This is a genomic window from Streptomyces sp. NPDC020965, from assembly GCF_044333555.1.
GTDB lineage: Bacteria > Actinomycetota > Actinomycetes > Streptomycetales > Streptomycetaceae > Streptomyces.
The window spans coordinates 25448-51534 of the sequence record NZ_JBIRRE010000022.1 but is presented as its reverse complement, the minus strand read 5'-3'; the positions used below and the strand labels follow the sequence as shown (position 1 = coordinate 51534).

Below are 26087 nucleotides of genomic sequence, written 5' to 3'. Positions count from 1 at the left end.
TTGGGCAGGGCCTGCATCAACCGACCCCGAGCCGCGACGACCTCGGCCGCGTCCTCCAACGACCACACACCCGCCACATACGCGGCAGCCAGACCGCCAATGGAGTGACCCAGAAGGTAGTCCGGGGTCAGGGACCACGACTCGACCAACCGATACAGCGCAACCTCAACGGCAAACAACGCTGCCTGCGTGAACGCCGTCTCATCCAGCAGCGCCGCAGCCTCAGTGTCAGGCTCCGCGAACAACACCTCACGCAACGGACGCTCAAGACGGGCGTCGAGCTGAACGCAGACCTCGTCCAGCGCGAACGCGAACACCGGGAAACGCTCCGCGAGTTCACGACCCATTCCCAGCCGCTGCGCGCCCTGCCCGGTAAACAGGAACGCCACACCACCACCAGCCCCCACAGACGAACCCACCACCACACCCGGCCCCGGCTCACCCTGAGTAGCCGCCGCCAGACCATCCAACAACGCCTCGCGATCCGAACCGAGAACAACCACCCGATCCTCAAAAGCCGACCGCGACACCACCAACGAATGACCAACATCAACCAAGCTGTGCTCAGGGTGCTCAAGCACCCACTCCCGCAGCCGAGCGGCCTGCGCCCGCAACGCGTCCGCACCACGCCCCGACACCACCCACGGCAACAGGACATCGCCCTTCACGGCCGGCTCGGGAACCTCGACCTCCACCTGAGGGGCCTGCTCGATAATCGTGTGAGCGTTGGTACCACTGATGCCGAAGGAGGAGACTGCCGCGCGCCACGGACGGTCCACCTCGGGCCAAACGGTCGTGTCGGCGAGCAGTTCGACCGCGCCGCTGGTCCAGTCGACATGCGGCGTCGGCCCATCGACATGGAGGGTCGCCGGGAGGACGCCGTGCCGCAGCGCCATCACCATCTTGATCACACCCGCCACACCGGCAGCCGCCTGGGTGTGTCCGATGTTGGACTTGATCGAGCCCAGCCGCAGCGGCCGATCCTCGGGACGGTTCTGGCCGTACGTGGCCAGGAGAGCCTGCGCCTCGATCGGATCGCCCAGCGCCGTACCCGTACCGTGCGCCTCCACCACATCCACATCGGCGGACGACAGATCCGCAGCCGCCAGAGCCTGACGGATCACCCGCTGCTGCGACGGACCATTCGGCGCCGTCAACCCATTACTCGCACCATCCTGATTCACCGCACTCGAACGGATCACCGCCAGCACGGGGTGACCCAGTCGCTGCGCGTCCGACAGCCGCTCGACCACGAGCACGCCGACGCCCTCGGCCCAGCCCGTACCATCCGCAGCCGCCGCAAACGACTTGCACCGGCCGTCCACCGCCAGACCCCGCTGACGGCTGAACTCCACGAATCCCGTCGGTGTGGTCATCACGGTGACACCGCCGACCAGCGCCATCGAGCACTCGTCCTGCCGCAGTGCCTGACCGGCTAGGTGCAGGGCCACCAGCGAAGACGAACACGCCGTGTCCACCGTGAGGGCCGGGCCCTCGGTGCCGAGGACATACGCCACCCGTCCGGAGACCACGCTGTTGGCGGTACCGGTCAGCAGATAGCCCTCGACGTTGTCGTCCGGCGCGGCGTCGTAGAGGCGGGGGCCGTATTCCTGGTTGATGGCGCCGACGAAGACACCGGTCCTGCTGCCCTTGAGGGAGAGGGGGTCGATTCCGGCGTTCTCGATCGCTTCCCAACTGGTCTGGAGCAGCAGCCGCTGCTGCGGCTCCATCGCCAGCGCCTCACGCGGCGAAATCCCGAAGAAGGCGGGGTCGAACTCCCCGGCGTCATGGAGGAATCCGCCTTCGGAGGCGTAAGAGGTTCCCGGGTGGTCCGGATCCGGGTGATAGAGCGAATCGAGGTCCCAGCCACGCTCGGTGGGGAATCCCGATATGCCGTCCCGGCCATCAAGTACAAAATCCCACAGCTGTTCCGGGGAGTTCACACCGCCGGGGAAGCGGCAGGCCATGCCCACCACAGCCAGCGGCTCGGCCCAGCGGCCCTCCAACTCCTTGACCCGGTGACGGCTCTCCCGAAGGTCAGCGGTGACCTTGCGCAGGAAGTACTGGAGCTTTTCCTCGTCAGCCATTCCAGAAACACCTTACTCAGAAGACGTACTCGAAGACGTACTCGAAGACGTGCGGGATCCGTACTGGTTTTCTGTATGCGAAAAATCGGTCAGGTCAGGAGATACCGAACTCATCCCTGAGAAGTCCAAAGACTTCGTCGTCGCTCGCCGACATGAGATCGGCAATTTCGTCCTGCTCGTCCTCAGCGGGATTCGCAGGTTCGGACGACCTGACTATTTTCGACAGCCGAGCCAGCACGTCTTCCGACAATGCCCGGTTTCCCGCGACGAGTTGCAACTCGTTCTCCAGCTTGGCCAGGGTCGCAAAAATCTCGGGGGTGGTACTGGTCAGCTCCCGTTGCAGATGCTCGGCGAGCAGGACCGGTGTGGGGTGATCGAAGATCGTTGTTGTGGGCAGCACCAGACCGGTGGCGTTGTTGAGCCGGTTCCGCAGCTCCACCGCCGTCAGGGAGTCGAATCCCACGTCCCGGAAGGCCCGTTCGGCGGTGATGCGCTCCGGAGTCAGGTGCCCCACTACCGAGGCCGCCTGGACCCGGACCAACTCCAGCACCGTCTTGTACTGCTCCGTGTCGGACAGACCGGCGAGCTGACCGGCGAATCCGGACGCGCCCTCGGCGGAAGCGGGCTGGTCTACGGCTGCGAGCGCTGCCGCGACCTGGGGAATGTCATGCAACAGGGGCCGGGGGCGGGCGATCGCGAAGGCCGGATAGAAGCGCTCCCAGTCGGCGTCAACAACCGTCACCGCCGTCTCGTCGTGCTCCAGGGCCCGGCGCAGGGCGTGCACCGCCGACGCGGGCGCCATCGACGCCAGGCCCCGCCGGTCGAGTTCCCGTCCCAGCTCTCCCTCGGCCATGCCGCCGTCGGCCCAGGGGCCCCAGGCCACCGCCGTGGCCGGCAGCCCGGCCGCACGGCGCTGCTCCGCCAGCGCGTCCAGATAGGCGTTCCCGGCGCTGTACGCGCCTTGGCCGCCGCTACCCCAGATCCCGGCACCGGACGAAAACAGTACGAAGGAACGTATCTGCGGCTGATCCACCAGCAGCTCGTCCAGCACGGCGGCACCGCCGACCTTCGCCCTGATCACCTCGGCGAACGAGGCCGTGTCCAGCTCCGTGAGCGGGACCGGCGCGCTGGCGCCGGCGGTGTGCACCACCGAGGTGAGAGGGTGTTCCTCGGGGATTCCGGCGAGGACCCCGGCTACCGCTTCACGGTCGGCGATATCGCAGGCAACCAGGTCAACCTGGTTCCCGGCGGCCTCCAGCTCGGCCATCAGTTCCCGAGCGCCGGGGGCGTCGGGGCCGCTGCGGCTGAGCAGCAGAATGTGCTGCGCACCGTACTCGGCCACCCAGCGGGCGACATGGCCACCCAGGGCACCCGTACCGCCAGTGATCATTACCGTACCGCCGTCCGGGGCCCATCCGGGGCCGGTGGCCCGGGCCGGCAGAGGAGCGGGCACAAGCCGGCGTACGAAGATTCCCGAGGACCGGACCGCCACCTGATCCTCGGCACTTGCACCAGCACCAGCACCAGCACCAGCCAGCGTGGCGCAGACCTGTTCCCAGCAGCGCGAATCGGGGGTCGCGGGAAGGTCGACCAGACCGCCCCAGAGTTCGGGGTGTTCCAGGGCGACGACCCGGCCCAGGCCCCAGAGCAGTGCCTGTGACGGCGATCGCAGCAGGTCGGAGCCGTCGATGCTCACGGCGCCCTGGGTCAGGCACCACAGCGGAGCCCGCAGGCCCGCGTCGCCGAGTGCCTGTGTCAGGGCCAGTAGCCCGGCGGCACCCTGGGGCACCTCGGGGAAGTGAGGGTGCGGCTCGTCCGCCAACCCCAACAGCGAGACCACCCCGACGGGTTCGCCGGTCTCCGCGAGCACGCCCGCTACGGTGGCGTGCCAGGCTGCACGGTCGGCAGAGTCGTCCGTGCCGGACCGAACCACCCGTACGACCGCACCCCGGCGCGCCAGGGCGCCGGCACACTCGTCGACCACGGCCAGACACTCCGGGGCCGCCGAGGTGATCAGCAGCCAGGTGCCGGTCAGCGCGGCTGGCGCTGCGGGCTGGGCACCGGGGGCGGGCTTCCAGACGACCCGGTAACGCCAGGAGTCGGCGGCGGCCTGCGTCCGCTGTATCTGACGCCAGGTGGAGAGCGCGGGCAGGACGGACTCCCAAGCCTGCTCCGGCACGTCCAGGCCCACCTCAGCGAAGGCATCGGCCAGTTCACCGGCGTCGGAACGTTCGACGGCAGCCCAGAACCGGGCCTCCTTGGGGTCCGCTTCCTCGGGTGCCGGCTGTGTCTCCGTTCCGGCCGCCAGCCAGAAGCGCTGGTGCTGGAAGGCATAGGTCGGCAGGTCGATCCGGCCGGCGCCTTCGAAGAGTGCGGTCCAGTCGACATCCGCGCCGTTGACATACAACTCGGCCAGCGCGGTCAGCGCCGTTTCCGTCTCCTCCCGGTCCGAGCGGAGCAGCGGGGTGGCCTGTGCTGCGTCCGGGGCGCTGTGCTGGACCATGGCGCTGAGTACGCCATCGGGGCCCAGTTCCAGGAAGCTGTTCACGCCTTGGTCGGCCAGATAGGTCACCGCCTGGTGGAACAGGACGGGCTGACGGACATGCCCGACCCAGTACGCGGGAGAGGTGGCCTGCTCCGCCGTGAGAGGCAGGCCAGTGGAGTCGGAGATGATCGGAATCCGCGGCGGGTTCAACGTGACCCGGGACAGGACCTGCTCAAACTCGGCGAGCATCGGCTCCATCAACACCGAATGGAAAGCATGACTGACCGTGAGGCGCTTCACCTTCCGACCCCGGGCCCGCCACTCCTCCGCCACCGCCGTGACAGCGTCCTCATCGCCCGAGATGACGACCGCCTGCGGACCATTCACCGCGGCGATCGACACCCGGCCGCCCAGCGACTCCACAACCTCGTCCTCAGCGGCCTGGAGGGAGACCATGGCTCCGCCCTTGGGCAGGGCCTGCATCAACCGACCCCGAGCCACCACGACCTCGGCCGCATCTTCCAACGACAACACACCCGACACATACGCCGCGGCCAGACCACCAATCGAGTGACCCAGGAGATAGTCCGGCGTCAGCGACCACGACTCCACCAACCGATACAGCGCAACCTCAACGGCAAACAACGCCACCTGCGTGAACGCCGTCTCATCCAACAGCGCCGCAGCCTCACTACCCGGCTCGGCGAAGAGCACGTCACGCAACGGACGCTCCAGACGAACATCCACATGCGCACAGACCTCGTCCAAAGCCACAGCGAACACCGGGAAACACTCCGCGAGTTCACGACCCATCCCCAGCCGCTGCGCACCCTGCCCCGTGAACAGGAACGCCACACCACCACCGGATCGTTCCGTGCTCCGGGCGATTCCGGGCCGGATCTCGCCCCGCGCAGCCGCCGCCAGACCATTCAACAGCGCATCCCGATCCGAACCGAGAACAACGAGCCGATCGTCGAAGGCCGACCGCGACGTCACCAGCGAATGACCGATGTCGACCAGACGCTCCTCAGGGCGCTCGAACACCCACCCGTGCAACCGTGCGGCCTGTGCCCGCAATGCTTCCTCACCACGGCCCGAGACCACCCATGGCACCAGGGCGCCGTCATGAGCGACGGGTTCAGCGGCGTTGTCAGTCTCCGGCGTCTGCTCCTCGGGGGCCTGCTCCAGGAGCGCGTGCGCGTTGGTGCCACTGATACCGAACGACGACACGGCAGCACGACGTGGCCGGTCCACTTCGGGCCAGACCACCTGATCGGAGAGGAGTTGTACGCGGCCGGCCGTCCAGTCGACGTGTGGTGTCGGCTCATCGACATGGAGGGTCGCCGGGAGGACGCCGTGCCGCAGCGCCATCACCATCTTGATGACACCGGAAATACCGGCAGCCGCCTGGGTGTGTCCGATGTTCGACTTCAGCGAGCCGAGCCAGAGCGGACGGTCGTCCGTCCTGCCCTGGCCGTACGTGGCCAGCAGTGCCTGCGCCTCGATCGGATCGCCCAGCGCCGTACCCGTACCGTGCGCCTCCACCACATCCACTTCGGCGGACGACAGATCCGCAGCCGCCAGAGCCTGACGGATCACCCGCTGCTGCGACGGACCATTCGGCGCCGTCAGACCATTACTCGCACCATCCTGATTCACCGCACTCGAACGGATCACCGCCAGCACGGGGTGGCCGAGGCGTTGGGCATCCGACAGCCGCTCCAGGAGGACCATGCCGACACCCTCGGCCGGTCCGAATCCATCCGCCGCGGCGGCGAAAGCCTTGCACCGGCCGTCCACCGCCAGACCGCGCTGACGACTCATCTCGACGAACGTGCCCGGCGTCGCCATCACGGTGACGCCACCGGCGAGCGCCATGGAGCACTCGCCCTGACGCAGGGCCTGGCCCGCCAGATGCAGCGCGACCAGCGACGACGAACACGCCGTATCCACCGTCACCGCCGGACCTTCCGCACCCAGCACATACGCCAGTCGGCCGGATGCCACACTGCTCGTGGTACCGGTCAGCAGATAGCCCTCTACGTTGTCGGACGCGTCGGCGACATGCATACGCGGCCCGTAGTCCTGCGTCATCGCGCCGACGAAGACGCCGGTCCGGCTCCCGTGCAGAGACAGCGGGTCGATTCCGGCGCGCTCCACGGCCTCCCAGCCGACCTGCAACAGCAGCCGCTGTTGCGGGTCCATCGCCAGCGCCTCACGCGGCGAAATCCCGAAGAACTCGGCGTCGAACTCGGCCGCGTCGTACAGGAAGCCACCGGCCCGTGTGTACGAGGTGCCCGGTCGGTCCGGATCCGGGTCGTAGAGCCCCTCGATGTCCCAACCACGGTCCGTGGGCAGCTCGGAGATCACATCGCCGCGCTCCATGAGGAGCTGCCACAGCCGCTCCGGCGAGTTCGTACCACCGGGCAGACGGCAGGCCATGCCCACCACGGCCAGCGGCTCGTCGTGGGAGTGGGGTACGGATCCCAGCGCTGCCGCCTCGTCGTCAGGGCTCTCTCCGCCCAGCTCCAGACCGCTCAGAATGTGTCCGGTGATCACCTCGGGCGTCGGGTGGTCGAAGGCCGCTGTGCTGGACAACTTCAGTCCGGTGGCCGTGTTGAGCCGGTTGCGCAGCTCAACGGCGGTCAGCGAGTCAAAACCCAGCTCGCGGAAAGGGCGTCCGGCGACGATACGGTCGGTGCCGGTGTGGCCGAGTACCGCCGCCGCCTGGGCGCGTACCAGCTCCAGTATGGTCTTGCGCCGCTCGACCGGGGAACGGTCCGCGAGCCGGGCGGCAAGGGGGGACGGAAGGTCGGCGCCTGCTGCGCTCTCGCCGGCCACCAGTACCGCCGCGACCTGGGGAATGTCATGCAGCAAGGGCCGGGGGCGGGCGATGGCGAAGGACGGGTAGAAGCGCTCCCAGTCGGCGTCGACCACCGTCACCGCCGTCTCGTCGTGCTCCACCGCGCGCGCCAGTGCACCGACGGCCGTCTCCGGCCGCATCGGCGCCAGTCCGCTCCGGGCCAGCTCGCGGCCCAGCTCTCCCTCGGCCATGCCACCGTCGGCCCAGGGGCCCCAGGCCACCGCCGTGGCCGGCAGCCCAGCCGCACGGCGCTGCTCCGCCAGCGCGTCCAGATAGGCGTTCCCGGCGCCGTACGCACCCTGGCCGCCGCTACCCCAGATCCCGGCACCCGACGAAAACAGTACGAAGGAACGTATCTGCGGCTGATCCACCAGCAGCTCGTCCAGCACGGCGGCACCGCCGACCTTCGCCCTGATCACCTCGGCGAACGAGGCCGTGTCGAGTTCGTCCAGCGGTCCCATGCCGTTCGCGCCCGCGGTGTGCACCACCGCGATGAGCGGCTGCTCCGCCGGGATCCCGTCGAGAATCCCGGCCACTGCGTCCCGGTCGGCGATATCAGCGGCGACGATCTCGACTTCGGCACCCGCGCTCTCCAGCTCGGCCGCCAGCTCACCGGCGCCGGGCGCAGCGGGACCGCTCCGGCTGACCAGCAACAGCCGTCGGGCGCCGCTCTCGATGACCCAGCGGGCGATATGCCCGCCCAGCGCACCCGTACCGCCAGTGATCAGTACCGTACCGCCGTCCAGGGCCCATCCGGGCCCGGTGGCCCGGGCCGGCAGAGGAGCAGGCACAAGCCGGCGCAGGAAGACTCCCGAGGACCGGATCGCCACCTGGTCCTCGGCATCAGCACCGGACAACACGGAGCAGATCCGCTCCCAGCAGCGCTGGTCGGCGTTCTCCGGAAGGTCGATCAAGCCGCCCCAGCGATCGGGGTGTTCCAGCGCGGCTGCTCGGCCCAGCCCCCAGACCAGCGCCTGTTCAGGCGACCGCAAGGCATCGGAGCGCCCCACGGACACGGCGCCACGCGTCAGGCACCACAGTGGAGCAGAGACCTCCAGGTCACCGAGCGCCTGGACCAGACCCAGCACGGCTGCCGCGCTCCGTGGAACGACGGCGGAGCCGGTCGCCGGAGATCCGGCCTCGGTGTCCGCGCTCACTGCGGAGAGCGACACCACACCGGCCAGACCGTCCGGGCGGGCCGTCAGCGCCGTGTTCAGCAGATCGCGCCACCGCGTCCGGTCGACCGGGGTACGGCCGTCGGGGCTGATCAGCTCGACGGAGGCGCCGTGGTCCGTCAGTGCGCGTACACATTCGTCGGCGAGGTCGGTGTGCTCGGGCGAGCCAGGGGCGATGACCAGCCAGGTACCGGAGAGGGCAGCGGGGTGGGTGCCGGTACGGGGCTTCCAGGTGACGCGGTAGCGCCAGGAGTCCGCGGCCGAACGGGCCTGCTGAGCACGCCTCCAGGAGGCCAGCGCGGGAAGCATCGGCTGCCAGGCATCGGCCGATCCGGCCTCGTCCGCGACACCGAGGGCTTCGACCAGTTCACCGGCGTCACCTCTCTCGACGATCTCCCAGAAACGTGCTTCCACACCATCGGCTACAGCAGCCTCGGCAACGGCTGTGCCGGCTTCCAGCCAGAACCGCTCAGTTTGGAAGGCATAGGTGGGGAGGTCGACTCGGCGGGTGTCGAGGTCGGCGAAGGCGGCCGTGTGCCAGTCGATGGGGAGGCCGGCGACGAAGAGTTCAGCCGCTGCGGTGAGGAGGGTTTCGTGCTCGTTCTGGTCTCGGCGGAGGGTGCCGATGGAGACGCCGGTGGCTTCGGCCTGGTCGAGGGTGTCCTGAACGCTCATCGCCAGGACGGGGTGAGGGGAGACCTCTACGAAGGCGGTGAGGCCGTCGGTGATCAGGGCCTGGACGGTCTCGTGGAAGCGGACCGTGCCCCGGATGTTGTCGAACCAGTACGAGGCGTCCATCCGCGACGTGTCGATGACCTCCGCCGACACCGTGGAGTAGAGCGGGATACGGGAGGTCTTGGGCTCGATCCCGGACAGCAGGGACGCCAATTCCTCACGGATACGCTCCATATGGGCAGAGTGGGACGCGTAGTCCACCAGCACCCACTTCGTCCGCACACCCTGAGCAGTCAGTCCCTCCACCACGGGGGTGAGGGCAGACCGGTCCCCTGAGAGGACGACGGACGACGGTCCGTTGACAGCGGCCAGCGACACACCGTCCCCGGTCAACGCCTCAGCCTCAGCGGCAGGGAGCGCGACAGACACCATCGCACCGTCACCCGCCATCCCCCGCACGGCACGGCTCCGCAACGCCACAACCTGCGCCGCATCCTCCACCGACAACGCCCCCGCCACACACGCAGCGGCAATCTCACCCTGTGAGTGGCCCACCACCGCGGCCGGGACAACACCCCACGACTCCCAGACAGCCGCCAGGGACACCATCACCGCCCAGAGGACGGGCTGGACCACGTCCACCCGCTCCAGACCGGGCGTGCCCGGCTCACCCCGTACAACATCGATCAGGGACCAGTCCACCAGCGGATCCAACGCAGCCGCGCACTCGTCCAACCGCGCCCGAAACACGGGCGAAGATGCGTACAACTCCCGCCCCATCCCCACCCACTGCGACCCCTGACCTGGGAAAACGAACACAGCCCGGCTCAGCGACACATCCCCAGACGACTGAACCAACCCCGGCCACGGCGCCCCCTCAGCAGCCGCCGCCAGCCCATCCACCAAAACCTGACGATCAGAACCCAGCACCACCAACCGGTCCCGATGCAACGACCGCGACGACAACAACGAGAAGCCGATATCCGTCGCACTGTGCTGCGGGTGCTCCAGCACCCACTCCCGCAACCGCGCCGCCTGCGCCCGAACACCATCAACACCACGACCTGAAACAACCCACGGCACCAGAACACCGTCACGCACTACCGGCTCAGCGGCGTTGTCAGTCTCCGGCGCCTGCTCCAGAATTGCGTGGGCGTTGGTGCCGCTGATGCCGAATGACGACACCGCGGCCCGGCGCGGACGGTCCGTCTCGGGCCAGGGCGTCGCCTCGGTCAGCAGCTCGACCGCGCCGCTCGCCCAATCGACGTGTGGCGTCGGCTCATCGACATGGAGGGTCGCCGGAAGAACACCGTGCTGGAGCGCCATCACCATCTTGATCACACCCGCCACACCGGCCGCAGCCTGCGTGTGCCCGATGTTCGACTTCAGCGAACCGAGCAACAGCGGCCGGTCCTCGGGACGGTCCTGACCATAGGTCGCCAGCAGGGCCTGCGCCTCGATCGGGTCACCCAGATTCGTCCCCGTGCCATGCGCCTCGACCGCGTCCACATCGGCGGTCGTCAGCCCGGCCGTCGACAGGGCCTGACGGATCACCCGCTGCTGCGACGGACCATTCGGCGCCGTCAACCCATTACTCGCACCATCCTGATTCACCGCACTCGAACGAACCACCGCAAGAATCGGGTGACCGAGCCGCTGGGCGTCCGACAACCGCTCCACCAACACCATCCCAACGCCCTCGGACCAGCCCGTACCATCAGCGCCAGCCGCGAACGCCTTACACCGACCATCCGGCGCCAACCCCCGCTGACGACTGAACTCCACAAACATCCCCGGCGTCGCCATCACCGTCACACCACCGGCCAACGCCATCGAGCACTCACCCTGACGCAACGCCTGCGCCGCCCAATGCAGCGCGACCAACGACGACGAACACGCCGTATCCACCGTCACCGCCGGACCCTCAGTCCCCAGCACATACGCCACCCGACCGGACATCACACTGCCGGCGTTACCGGTCAGCATGTAGCCATCGACGGTGCCCGAGCTGTGCGGCTCGTGCAATCGAGGGCCGTAGTCCTGTGTCATGGCACCGGTAAACACACCGGTGTCGCTGCCCTTCAGCGACAGTGGGTCTATGCCCGCCCGCTCCACTGCCTCCCAGCTGGTCTGGAGCAGGAGCCGCTGCTGGGGGTCCATCGCTAGCGCCTCACGGGGCGAAATCCCGAAGAAGCCCGCATCGAACTCACCGGCCTCGTGAAGGAAGCCACCCTCGTTCGCGTACGAGGTCCCCGGGTGATCCGGATCCGGGTGGTACAGCGACTCAATGTCCCAGCCACGGTCAGTGGGAAGACCGGAGACGGCATCAACGCCCTCCGCGACCAGCCGCCACAACTGCTCCGGTGTGCTGACTCCGCCCGGGAAGCGGCAGGCCATGCCCACGATGGCCACTGGCTCATCAGGATCGGAAGCCGCCGTTCGCGTGCTGGGCAGGGAGTCCGCTTCGCCGCCCAACAGTCGGGTCAGCAGGAAATCCACCACCACCGCGGGCGTCGGGTGGTCGAACACAAGAGTGGCGGGTAGCCGTAGCCCGGCTGCATCGCCGAGCCGAAGCCGGAACTCGGTCGCGTTGATCGAGTCGAACCCTAGGTCTCGGAAGGTCAGCGCTACGTCGATATCGGAGTGGTCGGTATGACCGAGCACGGCGGCGGCGTGCGCGCGGACGAAGTCCGTTACAGCCTGGTGCCGTGCGCCCTGCGGAAGTCCGGCCACTCGCTCGGCCAGGCGCGATCGGCTGCCGGGGACTTCAGGACTTTCGGTGGGCGCGGCTGCAGGCGCACCAACCCGCACTGTCTGCGCGACGGTCTCCAGCCAGTAGGGCCGACGCTGGAAGGCATAGGTGGGCAGGTCGACCTGGCGGGTGTCGAGGTCGGCGAAGGCGGCCGTGTTCCAGTCAATGGGGAGGCCGGCGACGAAGAGTTCAGCCGCTGCGGTGAGCAGGGACCTCTCTTCGTTCTCGTCGCGGCGCAGCGTTCCGATGGACAGACCGGTGGCTTCGGCCTGGTCGAGGGTGTCCCGGACACTCATCGCCAGGACGGGGTGCGGAGACACCTCCACGAAGGCGGTGAGGCCGTCGGCGATCAGGGCTTGAACGGTCTCGTGGAAGCGGACGGTGCCCCGGATGTTGTCGAACCAGTACGAGGCGTCCATCCGCGATGTGTCGATGACCTGCGCCGACACCGTGGAGTAGAGCGGGATACGGGAGGTCTTGGGCACGATCCCGGACAGGATCTCCAACAGCTCGTCGTGGATGCGGTCCATATGGGCCGAGTGGGACGCGTAGTCCACCGGCACCCACTTCGTCCGCACACCCTCGGCGCTCAGTCGCTCCACCACGGGAGTGAGGGCGCACCGGTCCCCCGACAGCACCACGGACGACGGACCGTTGACAGCCGCCAGCGACACACCGTCCCCGGTCAACGCCTCAGCCTCAGCAACGGGGAGCGCGACCGACACCATCGCGCCGTCACCCGCCATCGCCCGCAGAGCGCGACTCCGCAACGCCACGACCCGCGCCGCATCCTCCACCGACAGCGCCCCCGCCACACACGCAGCAGCAATCTCACCCTGCGAATGACCCACCACAGCAGCCGGAACAACACCCCACGACTCCCACACCGCCGCCAGCGACACCATCACCGCCCACAACACGGGCTGAACCACATCCACCCGCTCCAGACCAGGAGCCCCGGACCCACCCCGCACCACATCGATCAGCGACCACTCCACCAACGGGTCCAACGCAGCCGCGCACTCATCCAATCGCCCCCGGAACACAGGCGAAGAGGCGTACAGCTCACGCCCCATCCCCACCCACTGCGACCCCTGACCCGGGAACACAAACACAGCCCGATCAGCAACCACACCACCACCCGACCCACCCACCACACCCGGCCACGGCGCACCCTCAACAAACGCCGCCAGCCCATCCACCAACACCTGACGATCAGAACCCAGCACCACCAACCGATCCCGATGCAACGACCTCGACGACAACAACGAGAAGCCCACATCCACCGGACGGTCCGCAGACCGCTCCAACACCCACTCCCGCAACCGCGCCGCCTGCGCCCGAACACCATCGACACCACGGCCCGAAACCACCCACGGCACCAGAACACCGGCCGAGGTCTCCGGCGGTGTGTCAGATGCGTTTTCCGTGCTCGGTCGTGGTGCCGACGTGTCAAGGTCCAGTGCGTCCGACACCACGACATGGCAGTTCGCCCCGCCCATGCCGAACGAAGAGACACCCGCCTGAACAGGGGACTCTCCGCTGTCGCCGGCCAGGTCTCGGACCGAGGTCGCGACCTCAAGGCCCAGGGCGGGGAGATCGATGGCGGGGTTCGGCTCAGCGAAGTTGCGACTCGGCGGGAGCTTCCGGTTCGTCAGGCTGAGCACTGTCTTGATCAGCCCGACCGCGCCCGAGGCGGCGTCCAGATGGCCGATGTTCGTCTTCACCGACCCGACCAGCAGCGGGGACTCCCGTGGGGTGTCACCGGCGAAGGCCGCGCCGAGTGCGGTGGCCTCGGTGGCATCTCCCGCCTGAGTGCCCGTTCCATGCAACTCAACGAACCGGACATCGCCGGGAAGGACATCAGCAGCGCGGTGCGCCTGTCTGATCACCGCTTCCTGTGCGGCGGGGCTCGGCGAGGAGAGTCCAAAGGTGGCACCGTCGTGGTTCAGGGCGGTACCTCGAATGACGGCGTGCACCTGACCCCCGTCGGCGAGTGCAGCGGACAGGTCCTTCAAGACCAGGACACCGCCGCCTTCGCCGGGCACGAAGCCGTTGGCGCGGGCGTCGAAGGTGAAGCACTCACCGTCCGGAGAAACGACCCCCAGGGATTCCAGCATGTGGATGCGGCGCGAGGAGAGGTTCAGATTGACTCCCCCGACGATCGCCGTGGTGCACTCACCCCGGCGGATACTTTCGCAGGCCATGTGCACCGCGACCAGGGAGGAGGACTGCGCGGTGTCGACCAGCAGGCTCGGACCAGTGAGGTCCAGTGCGTGAGACACCCGGTTGGCGATGACCGCCCGGTTGGTGCCCGCAGCCAGATAGGGGTTGGCGTCCGCGACGGTTCCCGCGCCGGGGTAGTCGTCGCCGGACGCGCCCAGGAACACCCCGACGGAGCTGCCCGCCAGTCCGGCCGGGGATATCCCGGCGTTCTCCAGCGCCTCCCAGCTCAGTTCGAGGATCAGCCGCTGCCGGGGGTCCATCGCCGTAGCTTCCTGTGGCCCCAGGCCGAAGAAGGACGCGTCGAACAGGTCGACCTGCTGGAGATAGCCCGCCCTGCGGGGCTCATGGGAGTCATCGAGTCGACGCGAACGGTCCGAACCGGGCAGCCCCACACCGCTGCCCGAGGACATCAGCAAATCCCAGAATTCTCCGAGATCCAGGGCCCCTGGAAGTCGGCAGGACATGCCAACGACAGCTATCCGACCTGTGGCTGACACTGCATCTCCCCCGTTATGCAGAACGGGCCCGAAGGCACCATCTGAGCCGATAGTTACAGCCCGCAACCGCCTTGATCGAAATCGCGATTGGACCGTAACTGAGCGCCCGGTTGACCGTCAAGATCCAGCAAGATTGGTTCAATCGCGAACAATGCAGCCCCCTAGAAACACTCTGAGTTACCGTCAGCACTGCGGCTTGAAAATAACTTTGACTTGATATCCGCAGGTCAGACGTCTGAACATCAATAGATGGCCACTACACCGTGTAATCAGTACGGCCATCGACCTCTTCATTTTCACGCCACATCAAGCGCTTTCCATGGATCCCGCCATGTGGCCGAATGCTCAAGAACCGCGAGTAACACGCACGGATTTGGTGAGGATTTTGACAGGGACCCCTCATCGACTTGCATCCTTCAGCCAAGTGTGGGACTGGTTTCGGACACACCGCCGACCGGATCGATTCGCTCTACATTGGCTAATTCATGGATTGACAATCCACTCCGGGACGGAAAAGCCGGGTAAGCAGAAGGCTGTACGGGCCACCGGAGATATCACGGAGACCGGGCACCGGCGGCCAGTACGACGGGAGACGCACGCCGGACCCGGACACTCCACTCCCACCCCCTGACCGATGAGGCTTTCGAGAGCACCTGATTCAGGCAGGACCCACAGCCGATGCCCACCTGACCGACGACCGCACATGGGTCCGGGCCCTACCGGCGAGAGGGCGATTCACGAGAGACGTCATGGACATGTCATGCAGCGCCGGTCAGTGGCCCTCCCCGAATGAATCCCGTGCCCCCCGGCCGAGGGTGCCTCACACCCTCGGCCGGGGGGCTGGTGTCAGGAGGTGCTGTACCTCTCGATGGTGGTGACGTTGCCGAAGGTCCAGTGGCCGGGCGCCGACTCCCATCCGTGGAGGGGTGCGTTGAGGGTGCCGTCGGACTTGGACGTCCAGGTGATGCCCTTGACGGTGCCGGTGCTGTAGCCGTAGAGAGTGCCGATGTCGTCGCGGCCGTCGCCGTTGAAGTCACCGGTGACGATCTTCATGCCGGGGCGGTTGTAGTTACCCGCGGCGGCGGTCCAGATCTCCTTACGGCCTCCGAAGGTGCCGTCCTTGCCGCTCGGGCTGAAGCTGATGACGGCGTCGCGGCCGTCGGCGTAGTCGTACCAGGTGGCGATCTCGTCGCGGCCGTCGCCGTTGAAGTCACCGGAGTGGACGCTGGTGCGGTCGAAGCTTCCCCAGTCGGGGCTGGTCCAGCCGTTGTGGAGGGGGTCGTTGAACCCGCCGTCCGGCTTGGCGGTGAAGGTGAACAGCTTGGCGCTGCCGTCGGTGTAGCCGTAGAACGCGCCGATGTCGTCGCGGCCGTCGGCGTTGTAGTCGCCGGTCGCGAACTTCATGTTCGCGGCGGACCAGCCGGTGTCGCGAGTGAAGGAGGAGAAGGGGGCGTTGAATCCGCCGTCCGCCTGGGCGGTGAAGGTGAACAGCTTGTCGGAACCGTCGGCGTAGTCGTACCAGGCGGCCAGGTCGTCGCGGCCGTCGCCGTTGAAGTCACCGGCCTGGACGGAGACACGGGAGAACGTCCAGTTACCGGCAGGTGTCTCCCAGGACGCGGAGGCTCCGCCGAAGGTGCCGTCGTGGCGGCCGAGCCAGGTGTATGCCTTGACCCTGCCATCGGAGTAGCCGTACAGGGCCGCGATGTCGCCCCGTCCGTCGCCGTTGAAGTCACCGGTGGTGTGCTTCATGTTGGATGCGGTCCAGGTGCCGGCCGCTGCTTCGTAGGAGGCGGCGGGAGCGTCGAACCGGGCATCGTTCGCGCCGTTGAAGGTGCGCAGGGCGTCGCGGCCGTCGGCGTAGTCGTACCAGGCGGCCAGGTCGCTGTAGCCGTCGCCGTTGTAGTCGTGGCGCGCCGCGGTGCCGGTCGACCAGACGGCGGCGTTCTGGGCGTTGTGGACGACGAGGTTTCCGCGGTTGTGGAGCCGGACGTATCCGCCGGTCGCCGTGGTGTTCGACTCCCAGAGGGTCCGGGTGCCGTCGGCGCTGGTGACGGTCAGGTTCCCGTCCGTGCCGAAGGCCGCGTACGCTCCCGGGTTCCCGCCGGTCCCCGTGGACCACAGGCTTTTGCCGGCGTTGGAGGTGATGACGAGGTTGCCGTCAGGCTTCATGGCCAGTTTGGCCGAGGTCGAGATCAGAGTGTCGCCGGGCAGCAACCGCGTGCCGGCGGCGAGCCGGGACCCTGTGGTGATGTTGTCCGTGCGGGCCGCGATGGCGCTGTTGCGGGTCTCGGTCTCATTGAGGCAGCCACCCTGCCAGGAGCGACTGCTCACGCCCACGAGTTCGTACCGGCCACCGACGGTACGGAGGATGGGAGCGCCCGCGTCACCGGTGCAGATGACGTCGGCCGCGGTCACACCCGATATGCCGGCGCTGGTCGCGTCGAGGGAGTCGACGGTGAAGTTCGCCGTGTGCAGCCGGTTGGGGATCCATTCGGACTTGGTCCGCCCGTACCCGGCGACCTTGAGGCGCTCACCGGTGGCCGGCGCCGTGTCGGCGACGGTGACGGGGGTGACCCCGGTGGCGGGTGTGGCCAGGCGCGCCATGACGAGGTCACGGTCGGCGCGGGGCACCAGCTCCAGGACCTCGCTCACCGCACCGCCGGTACCGACGAGGTTGGTGCGGCCCACGGTCGCCGTGGTCTTGAGCGTGGGCTTGCCCGCGGGGACAGCACCGGGCTGCTTGGGATTGGCTGCGAAGCAGCTCGCCGCGGTCGCCACCCAGTACGGGTCGATGAGGGCGCCCGAGCAGATGCGGGCCTGAGCACCGCTGCCGATGTCGAGCTTCACAGCGAAGGCGAACGAGCCTTCCGCGGCCGGGGCTCCGACGACCGCCTGCGCGTTCGGCGCCGCGAGTACCGCCGCCGCAGTGAACGTGGCGAGCAGAACGGCCTTTGATCTGATCATGAGTCGGGGTCTGGGCACAAACTCTTCCTTACATCTTTCATTCTTGTCTGACCTGCAACTTTGGCATTCTTCCGTACACCGAAGGCGAGGTCTCATCCGGTCGTCCACACTCCGTGCGCACCCCTGGCTGGGCGGCGGTGCACGTGGCTACGGCCCGCGGCGCCGTCGCCACCGGGGACGGGAGGTGAACCACAGATGGCCGCCGTTGAGCAGCGCGGCAACGGCCACGGTCGCCCAGGCGGTCAGGACCAGCCCGACGGGGTACAGCACGCCGAGGTTGAGGACCAGACAGAGCGGATACCAGGACGCCAGGGCGCGGGGGCGGTCTCCGAAGCGCAGGGACAGAGCGGCGTTCGCGGTGTGGAAGGCGAGAAGGCCGCCGCACAGGGCCCAGAGGGCGCCCGGCGGCAGTGTGTGCCGGGGTTCCGCGACGGCGGTGCCGAGCGCGGCGGCGATCACGGCGATGCCGGAGAGGAGAAGGAAGGGCAGGTATATGACGCTGTCGCGGATCGTGCCGGCCGCTTGGGTCCGCTCGGCCAGGTCCAGGATGCGGGCGGCGCTGGGGGAACCCCGGAGGTAGTAGTCGCCGGCGAGGATGGTGATGGTGGCGAACCCGGCCAGGGCGGCGGTGCCGGAGGCGAGGGTGAAGCTGTCGGCGAGGGTGGTCACGCCGGTGAGAACGCTCTCACCGAGGGCGATGACCACGAAGAGTCCGACCCGTTCGACGAGATGACCCGCGGACATGGCACCGAAGGCCCCGGACAGCCCCCCTCCGACGGTGAGCAGGAGGATCTCCACTCCGACGGCCACTGCCCACAGGGTGAACCGGACCGCGCCCGGAACCGCGGCGGAGGCGGCCCACAGCACACCGGGCAACAGGCCGTAGAGCAGGGGTTGCCACGCGGGCAGCAGGGCGTCGGCGCGCCGGGCCCGGGCCCACCACAGGGGCAGGTAGGCAAGCCGTACCCAGGCCGCGCCGAGCGCATAGGCCCACGCCCGGTCGCCCAGCCCTTCGGGAGAGGCCGCGGCCATCAGGCCGAACCCCGGCATGGCGGCCACCAGCATGACGAGGGCACGCGGGTTGGTCGGGCCGAAGACATTGACGGTCATCATCAGGTTCACCCAGCCCCACCAGGCCGGGAAGAACAGGACGAGGAATGCACCGAAGTCAGCCAGGGACGGATCGCCGTGCAGTTCGTGGGCCATCACGTAGAGGGTGGCCACGAAGACGAGATCGAAGAAGAGTTCGAACCAGTTGGCCCGGTGCTCCTGCCCCCGCGAGACCGGGCCCGGCCGGGTTGCGTTACTCACCTCTTCAGGCTGTGCGCATGACGGCCTCCGGAACGGCCGACACTCCGCGGAGCCTCTGTCGTGTCATCCGCACGACGCCCTCCGCCCGGAACCGCCGCGGGGCGCACCGGATCAACTGCCACGATGCCTCCACGGACTCGGCACCGTCGGTGCCAGGTTTCAGCCTTCGGCGCTGCTGGAAGCAGGTGCGGGCGCGGTGTGGTGCCTGATGGTGGGGTAGTCGGTGTAGCCGTGCGCTCCCCCACCGTAGAAGCCGGTCGGCCGCGCCTCGTTGAGAGGTGCGCCGATGCGGCAGCGGGTGACCAGGTCGGGGTTGGCGAGGAAGTCCCGGCCGAAGGAGACGAGGTCCGCGCCGCGTTCGAGGGAGTGGGCGGCGGCCTCGGGTTTGTCGCGGTCGGCCGGGAGCGGGGTGACCATCAGCGCGGTGGGCCACAGCTCCCGTATCACCGGATCAAGTTCCGTACCCGTCTCGCCGTGGTGCAGATAGGCGATCCCGAGCGGGGCGAGTGCGCGTACGAGGGCGGTGTAGGTGCTGTACGGGTCGGTCTCGGTCAGGTCGCCGAAGGGGTTGGACGGTGAGATGCGCACCCCGACCCGGTGGGGGCCGATGGTGTCGGCGACGGCCCGCGCGATCGCGACGGTGAGGCGGATGCGGCCCTCGGTGTTCCCGCCCCAGCGGTCGGTGCGGAGGTTGGCGTTCTCGGTGAGGAACTGGTGAAGCAGATAGCCGTTGGCGGCATGGATCTCCACCCCGTCCAGCCCGGCGGCCACCGCCCGGCACGCGGAGTGGACGAAGCCGTCGATTAGCTCCCGTATCCCGGCGTCGGTGAGCGCCCGCGGGGTGACGGCCGGCACCCGGCCGCCGGAGGTGTGGACGAGGGTGTCGGCGGCCACCGCCGATGGGGCCACCGGGTGGGCCCCGTCGGGGAGGAAGTCGGGGTGGGCGAGCCGGCCCGCGTGCATGAGCTGGAGGAAGAGGTGTCCGCCCGCCTCATGGACGCCGTCCGCGACCCGGGCCCAACCGTCCTGGTGGGCGTCGGTGAACAGGCCCGGTGCGCCGGGGCCGATGGCTCCGGCGCACCGGGTGGGTGCCCTCGGCCACGATCAGCCCCGCCGATGCGCGCTGGGCGTAGTAGTCGGCCATCAGCGTGCCGGGGGTCCCGTCGGCGTCCGCGCGGGCGCGACTCATCGGCGCCATCACCATGCGGTTGGGCAGGGTGAGGTCGCCGAGCCGGGTGGGCTCGAAGAGGGCGGCGGGCGCGTTCACGATGGGTCCCTTCCGTGTTTCTGTGGTGAGTCCGGGCTTCGGTCTACTGGGGTGAGTCCGGGTTTCCATATTTCTGTGGTGAGTCCGGGGTTCGGCCCGCTGGGGTGAGTCCGGGGCTCAGTGGTTCCAGGTCTTGGCGAGCAGTTCGTAGGAGCGCAGCCGGGCGTCGAAGTCCCATGCCTCGCTGACGATCATGAGTTCGTCGGCGTCCGTGCGGTCGACGAGGTCTTCCAGGCCGCGGCGGACGGTCTCCGGGGTGCCGGTGAAGGACTCGGTGAGCATGGCGTTCACCGTCTGTGCCTCCTGCGGGGTCCACAGGGCGTCGATGTCGTCGACCGGCGGCCGGAATTCCATACTGCCCCGGAAGTGGGTGAGGAACTTCTGCTGCAGGGAGCTGAAGATCCGTATGGCTTCGTCGTCGGTGTCGGCGACGACCGCGTTGGCCGCGACGACCGCGTACGGCTTCGCCAGCGTCGCCGAGGGGCGGAACGCGGTCCGGTACAGCGCCAGCGCGGTGCGGAGCTGGTCGGGCGCGAAGTGGGAGGCGAAGACGAAGGGCAGTCCCTCGCGGGCGGCGAGGGCCGCGCCGAAGGTGCTGGAGCCCAGGATGTAGACGGGCAGGTCGATGCCCTCGCCGGGGATCGCGCGGACCTTGCGCTCCGCGCTGCCGGGGGCGAGGTAGCCGCGCAACTCCGCGACCTGCTCGGGGAAGTCGGCGCCGCTCTGGTGCTCGCGCCGCAGGGCCCGGGTGGTCCAGGGGTCGGTTCCGGGGGCGCGGCCGAGACCGAGGTCGATCCGGCCGGGGTGGTAGGTGGCGAGGGTGCCGAACTGCTCGGCGACCACGTACGGGGCGTGGTTGGGCAGCATGACGCCGCCGGTGCCGACCCGGATCCGCTCGGTGGCGGCGGCGACCTGGCCGATGATGATCGAGGTCGCGGAGCTGGCCATGGCCGGGGTGTTGTGGTGCTCGGAGATCCAGAAGCGGTGGTACCCGTACGCCTCGGTGGCGCGGGCCAGTGCGACGGTGTTCGCCAGGGCCTCGGCCGCGGGCCGGCCCGTGCGGATCGGGGAGAGGTCGAGGACGGAGAGCGGAATGCGGGAGGGGTCGAGGGAACGGGTCATGACGGTTCTTTCGGGGTGGGCGGGGCAGTCCCCGCGCGGGGGTGGTGGGGCCGGGTTCCGGTGACGGAACCGGGCCGTGGTCGGCCCGGTGGCCGGGCCGGGCTCGTCAGGACGGGTCCGGGACGGTCTTGCGGGCGGGGGGGTCCGGTGTATGGGGCGAGGATTCGGCCGCGTCGGTCCGGTCGCCGCGCCACACCGCGCGGGTGCGCGGCCTCCTGGCGGGGGCGATCCGGACCACACCGGGGCCGGGGGCCGCCCGGCCGGAACAGTGAGGGTGTTCCGGCCGGGCGCACTTACATGCCGTTCTGGCGGTTGGACCTGAGACCGCGCTCAGATCTGCGGCTTCGGGTGCGGCGGGGACACGTCGAAGGACGAGTGCGCCCCACCCAGCGCCCGGGACTCCGGCAGCCAGGAGGAGATGATCAGGCTGGTCCGGTCCATCAGCTGCGCGGCGCCGAGCTCCGCGGGCAGGAAGCGGCCGAAGGCGTCCAGCCGCTCCAGGTACTCCAGACCCTTGGAGATGGCGACGGACTGGTCGGCGTCGCCGGCCTTCTCGGCGACCGTGAGGATGCCGATCTGCTTCTCTTCCGGCTGGAACATCAGCCAGACGCTGGACAGGCCCTGCTTCTCGGCCTCGTCGCGGATGGCGGGCCAGACCTGCGCCAGCAGTTGCTCGACGCCGTCGTCCGTGTAGGAGTAGCGCTCGAACCGGTTGATGTGGTGCGCGGTGGCCATCGGCTTGAAGTCGTGCGCGCCGGTGACCTTCCAGTAGTGCTTGTCCACGCCGGGGAAGCGCGACCAGAACTTCACACCGGGCTCCGGGAAGAGCTCCTCGTTGGTGAAGTGGTTGTAGTCGAGAACGTTCTCCCAGGTGTCGAAGAGGTAGCGACCGCCGATGTACTTCACGCCGGTGGCCGGGTCGAACCGCAGCGGGGTGTACTTGTGGCGCATACCCGGGCGGATGTCCATGTTGGGGCGCTCGCGCTCCAACATGTCGACCAGGTCCTGGGTGGAGTAGCGGTCATCCAGGGGGAAGTCGGAGGTGAAGGCCGCCTCCGCCTTGATCGGACCGGTCTCGTAACCGCGGACGTCCATGACTGATTCCTCTCGTTTCCTGATGGTGCATAGCGATGAACACGCGCCCCGGCTTCACAACCGGACCGCTCGGTCACGTTTTGAACCGTAGCACAACATGACCGCACGGTCCGGTTAGCCGTCGATGAATGTGACCGATCGGTCCGGTTATGTACGATGGAGGCATGACGAGAGCCGACGCCGTGCGCAACAGACGCCTGCTGATGGATGCCGCGACCGCCGAGTTCGCCGAGAACGGCATGGATGTGTCGATCACCCGCATCGCCACCCGGGCCGGAATCGGCAAGGGGACGGTGTTCCGGCACTTCGACACCAAGGAACAACTGCTCGCCGAGATCTTCAGTGACCGCCTGGAGGAACTGGTCGCCGCCGGGGGCCGGCTCACCGAGTCCGACGACCCGGCCGCCGCGCTCTTCGAGTTCATGACCATCGGCACGGAGATCCAGGCCCGCGACCGGTCCTTCTGCCAGGCCGCCGCTGCGCTCTCGCGCAGCGAGGCCGCCGTCCGGGCCTCCCGCGAACGCCTCGCGGACGTGGCCGGGACCCTGGTCGCCAGGGCGCAGGGCGCGGGGGCGATCCGCGCGGACGTCACGGGCCTCGACATCGTGCTTCTGCTCAGCGCCGCCTCGCAGGCCGTGCTCAGCATCAGCGAGGACGCACCCGGCCTCTGGCAGCGCTATCTGGCCATGGTCTTCGATGGCCTGCGCCCCCAGAACGCCCACCCGCTCCCCGTCCCCGCGCCCACGAAGGCTCAATTCATGGGATAGCCGGGCCACTGGGCGGTAAGGCTCCGAATCATCAGGGCCGATGCTGAAAACGCACGCGGTGTGGCGCGGCGACCGGACCGACGCGGCCGCGAGCCTCATGACGCGACCGGCTGCGACCGACCGCGGGTCCGCACTCCCCCGCCGTACGCCGGCAGCCCGATGCCCGCGATCCGGGAACCCCACCTCCGTCGGGTGTCGTCCACGCGGGCTTCGGGCCAGTGGTGCGGGTCGCCGCCCTCATCACCTTGCCCACCGACCGAACATTCGGTTAGCGTGCGACACGCCCAGTAACCCAGCCGTCCCGCTGCCTGTCGAGAGGTGGAGCACGGTGCGTCACCAACCGCTTCACCGTCCGGCAGCCGCGACGTCCCGTTCCCGCTGAGGAGTCCGCCCGTGTCTGACGAGGTCTTCCTGATCGACGGCGCCCGCACCCCCCAGGGCCGCTACGGCGGCGCGCTGGCCTCGGTACGCCCCGACGACCTGGCGGCCCTGGTGGTCGGGGAGGCCGTACGGCGTGCGGGCGTTCCGGGCGAGGCCGTGGACGAGGTGATCCTCGGGGCCGCCAATCAGGCCGGCGAGGACAATCGCGATGTCGCCCGGATGGCGGTGCTGCTCGCCGGGCTCCCGCTCACCGTGCCCGGTTACACGGTCAACCGGCTGTGCGCCTCCGGGCTGACCGCGGTGGCCTCGGCCGCCCAGGCGATCCGCTCCGGCGAGGCCGGGATCGTGGTGGCCGGCGGGGTGGAGTCGATGACCCGCGCGCCCTGGGTGATGGCCAAGCCAGGCACCCCCTGGGCCAAACCTGGTGAGGTCCACGACACCTCGCTGGGCTGGCGGTTCACCAACCCCCGCTTCACCGCCGCCGACCGCGCGGTGCCCGCCTGCGCCGGTCCCCAGACGGAGAAGATCACCCTGTCGATGGGCGAGACCGCCGAGGAGATCGCCGCCCTCGACGGAATCACCCGCGCCGAATCCGACGCCTTCGCGCTCCGCAGCCACCAGCGGGCCGTCGCCGCCCGGGAAGCCGGGCACTTCGACCGCGAGATCGTCGGAGTGCCGGTGAAGGACGGCACGGTGACCCGCGACGAGGGCCCCCGTCCGGGCACCACCCTGGAGAAGCTGGCGGGTCTGCGAACCATCTTCCGGGCGGACGGGATCGTCACCGCCGGCTCCGCCTCACCGCTCTCCGACGGCGCCTCGGCCCTGGTGGTCGCGAGCGGTGCGGCCGTACGCCGGCACGGACTCACCCCCAGGGCCCGGATCATCACCTCCGCCTCGGCCGGCGTCCCGCCCCAGCTCATGGGCCTCGGCCCGGTGCCCGCCACCGAGAAGGCACTCACCCGCGCCGGGCGAGCACTCGGTGATGTGGACGCCGTCGAACTGAACGAGGCGTTCGCCGTCCAGGCGCTGGCCGTGATCCGGCGGCTCAAGCTGGACGAGGGGAGGGTCAACTCCGATGGCGGTGCCATCGCCCTCGGGCACCCCCTCGGCTCCTCCGGCGCCCGCATCCTGCTCACCCTGATCGGCAGACTGGAGCGCAACGACGCGCGGCTCGGTCTGGCCACGCTGTGCGTGGGGGTGGGTCAGGGCGTCGCCATGCTGGTGGAGCGGGTGTGAGCAGCACCAGGAGTGCTCGGAACGCGCCCGGCCGCACCGCGGACCGTCTGGCGGTGTGTCAGCGCCCCGCGAGGTCTACGAGCAGTTCGGCGGCGGGCTTCGGGTGGACGAGCCAGCTCAGGTGACTCCCTTCAAGTGTCCGGACGTCGAAGGGGTTGCCGGGGGTGAGCGCGTCCGCTTCGCGAATCATGCGGTCCTGTACGGCGAGGGGAACGCTGGCATCGGCGGTCAGCCGCACATAGGTCTTGGGAATCCGGCCCCAGGTCGTGGCCTGTGCCCGGTCGGCGGACGTGCCGGTGTCGAGGTTCTCATCGGGTTGGAAGGTGTTCAGGAAGGTCCGGAACTCGTCGTCGGTGAGGTCCGCGGCGAGCGCCCGCTGGAACGCGGCGAGCGACTCCGGGTCGGCGGTGCGGAAGTTGGTGCGGAGCAGGCCGAGTTCGGCCGGGTCCCCGACCAGCGTGCCGGCCAGGGCTGCCACGTCGATGTCCGCCATCTCCGGCTGAGCGTAGTAGTCGCCCACGTCCAGATCGACGGGGCACCAGGCGGAGACGTAGACGATCCGGTCGATCAGCTCGGGCCGGGCGTTGGCGGCGGCGGTGGTCGTGATGCCGCCCCTGCTGTGGGCGACGAGGATGGTGGGGCCGTTCCGTTTGGCCCGTTCGAGGACTTCGATCACGCGGGCGACGTTGTCGGCGAGCGTGACTCCCTTGATGCTCCCCGGTTCCGCGGCGAGGGCGTCGAGATCCTGAGGAGCCTGGTAGGTCGCGGGGAAGCTCGCCTCGAATCCGTGCCCCGGAAGATCGACCGCGAGCGAACGGTGCCCGAGCAGGGCGAGCTCGGCCTGTAGCGGCGCGAACGAGAACGAGTTGGCGAAGGCGCCATGAACGAATACGAAGGTCGGCAGATTCTGCATGACTCAGGCTCCAACAGAACGATCTTCAGAGCAAGGGCAAGAGTTCACGACGGCTGTGATACACGGCCAGCGAACGCATCGACACCGACCCCGGTACGTCCGCTTACGAGGCACACGGGCGCTTCAACGCCTCCGGGCCAGGGGGATGCCTTCCCGCCCGGGTACGGCGGATGACGGATGAGAAGAAGTTGCCGCTCGCTCACCCGGGGGCCTGCCCCTGTCCGGTACTGCTCAAGGGGCTCGGCGCGCACTGCTCAAGGGGCTCGGTGCG

General features: G+C 68.9%; 9 protein-coding genes and 1 pseudogene. 2 read left to right on the top strand and 8 right to left on the bottom strand.

Translation table 11 applies throughout. From position 1 onward, the window contains the following. From ACH4S7_RS36325 to ACH4S7_RS36295, 7 genes and pseudogenes are all read right to left on the bottom strand, one after another. A partial coding sequence (locus tag ACH4S7_RS36325) for a type I polyketide synthase (protein WP_398525704.1) occupies positions 1–2087 on the bottom strand: 2087 nt, incomplete at its 3' end. Positions 2088–2181: 94 nt separating this feature from the next. Beyond that, a complete protein-coding gene (locus ACH4S7_RS36320) occupies positions 2182–14760 on the bottom strand; it encodes a type I polyketide synthase (protein ID WP_398525703.1) in 12579 nt (4192 codons plus the stop codon). Positions 14761–15606: 846 nt separating this feature from the next. Continuing rightward, a complete protein-coding gene (locus ACH4S7_RS36315; protein ID WP_398525702.1) occupies positions 15607–17724 on the bottom strand; it encodes an FG-GAP-like repeat-containing protein in 2118 nt (705 codons plus the stop codon). Between the two features lie 147 nt (positions 17725–17871). After that, positions 17872–19035, bottom strand: a complete 1164-nt coding sequence (locus ACH4S7_RS36310) for a low temperature requirement protein A (protein WP_398525701.1) — start codon at positions 19033–19035, stop codon at positions 17872–17874. A gap of 159 nt (positions 19036–19194) precedes the next feature. Further along, a pseudogene (locus ACH4S7_RS36305) lies at positions 19195–20302 on the bottom strand (alkene reductase). Between the two features lie 117 nt (positions 20303–20419). Further along, positions 20420–21424, bottom strand: coding sequence for an LLM class flavin-dependent oxidoreductase (locus ACH4S7_RS36300; protein WP_398525700.1), 1005 nt, complete (start codon positions 21422–21424; stop codon positions 20420–20422). Positions 21425–21754: 330 nt separating this feature from the next. Continuing rightward, positions 21755–22519, bottom strand: coding sequence for a hypothetical protein (locus ACH4S7_RS36295; protein ID WP_398525699.1), 765 nt, complete (start codon positions 22517–22519; stop codon positions 21755–21757). A gap of 164 nt (positions 22520–22683) precedes the next feature. Between ACH4S7_RS36295 and ACH4S7_RS36290 the strand changes: the two genes are divergently transcribed. Both ACH4S7_RS36290 and ACH4S7_RS36285 read left to right on the top strand, forming a co-directional pair. After that, on the top strand, positions 22684–23286 hold the full coding sequence (locus tag ACH4S7_RS36290) for a TetR family transcriptional regulator (protein WP_398525698.1): 603 nt from the start codon (positions 22684–22686) through the stop codon (positions 23284–23286). Between the two features lie 393 nt (positions 23287–23679). Next, positions 23680–24903, top strand: a complete 1224-nt coding sequence (locus ACH4S7_RS36285; protein WP_398525697.1) for a thiolase family protein — start codon at positions 23680–23682, stop codon at positions 24901–24903. A gap of 58 nt (positions 24904–24961) precedes the next feature. Here ACH4S7_RS36285 and ACH4S7_RS36280 read toward each other — a convergent pair whose 3' ends face one another. After that, complete coding sequence (locus ACH4S7_RS36280) at positions 24962–25816, bottom strand: alpha/beta fold hydrolase (protein WP_398525696.1); 855 nt, start codon at positions 25814–25816, stop codon at positions 24962–24964. Between the last annotated feature and the right edge of the window lie 271 nt (positions 25817–26087).

Coding starts and splice junctions, on each gene's coding strand:
- ACH4S7_RS36315 (WP_398525702.1), bottom strand. CDS start 17,724: ATGATCAGATCAAAGGCCGTTCTGCTCGCCACGTTCACTGCGGCGGCG.
- ACH4S7_RS36300 (WP_398525700.1), bottom strand. CDS start 21,424: ATGACCCGTTCCCTCGACCCCTCCCGCATTCCGCTCTCCGTCCTCGAC.
- ACH4S7_RS36295 (WP_398525699.1), bottom strand. CDS start 22,519: ATGGACGTCCGCGGTTACGAGACCGGTCCGATCAAGGCGGAGGCGGCC.
- ACH4S7_RS36290 (WP_398525698.1), top strand. CDS start 22,684: ATGACGAGAGCCGACGCCGTGCGCAACAGACGCCTGCTGATGGATGCC.
- ACH4S7_RS36280 (WP_398525696.1), bottom strand. CDS start 25,816: ATGCAGAATCTGCCGACCTTCGTATTCGTTCATGGCGCCTTCGCCAAC.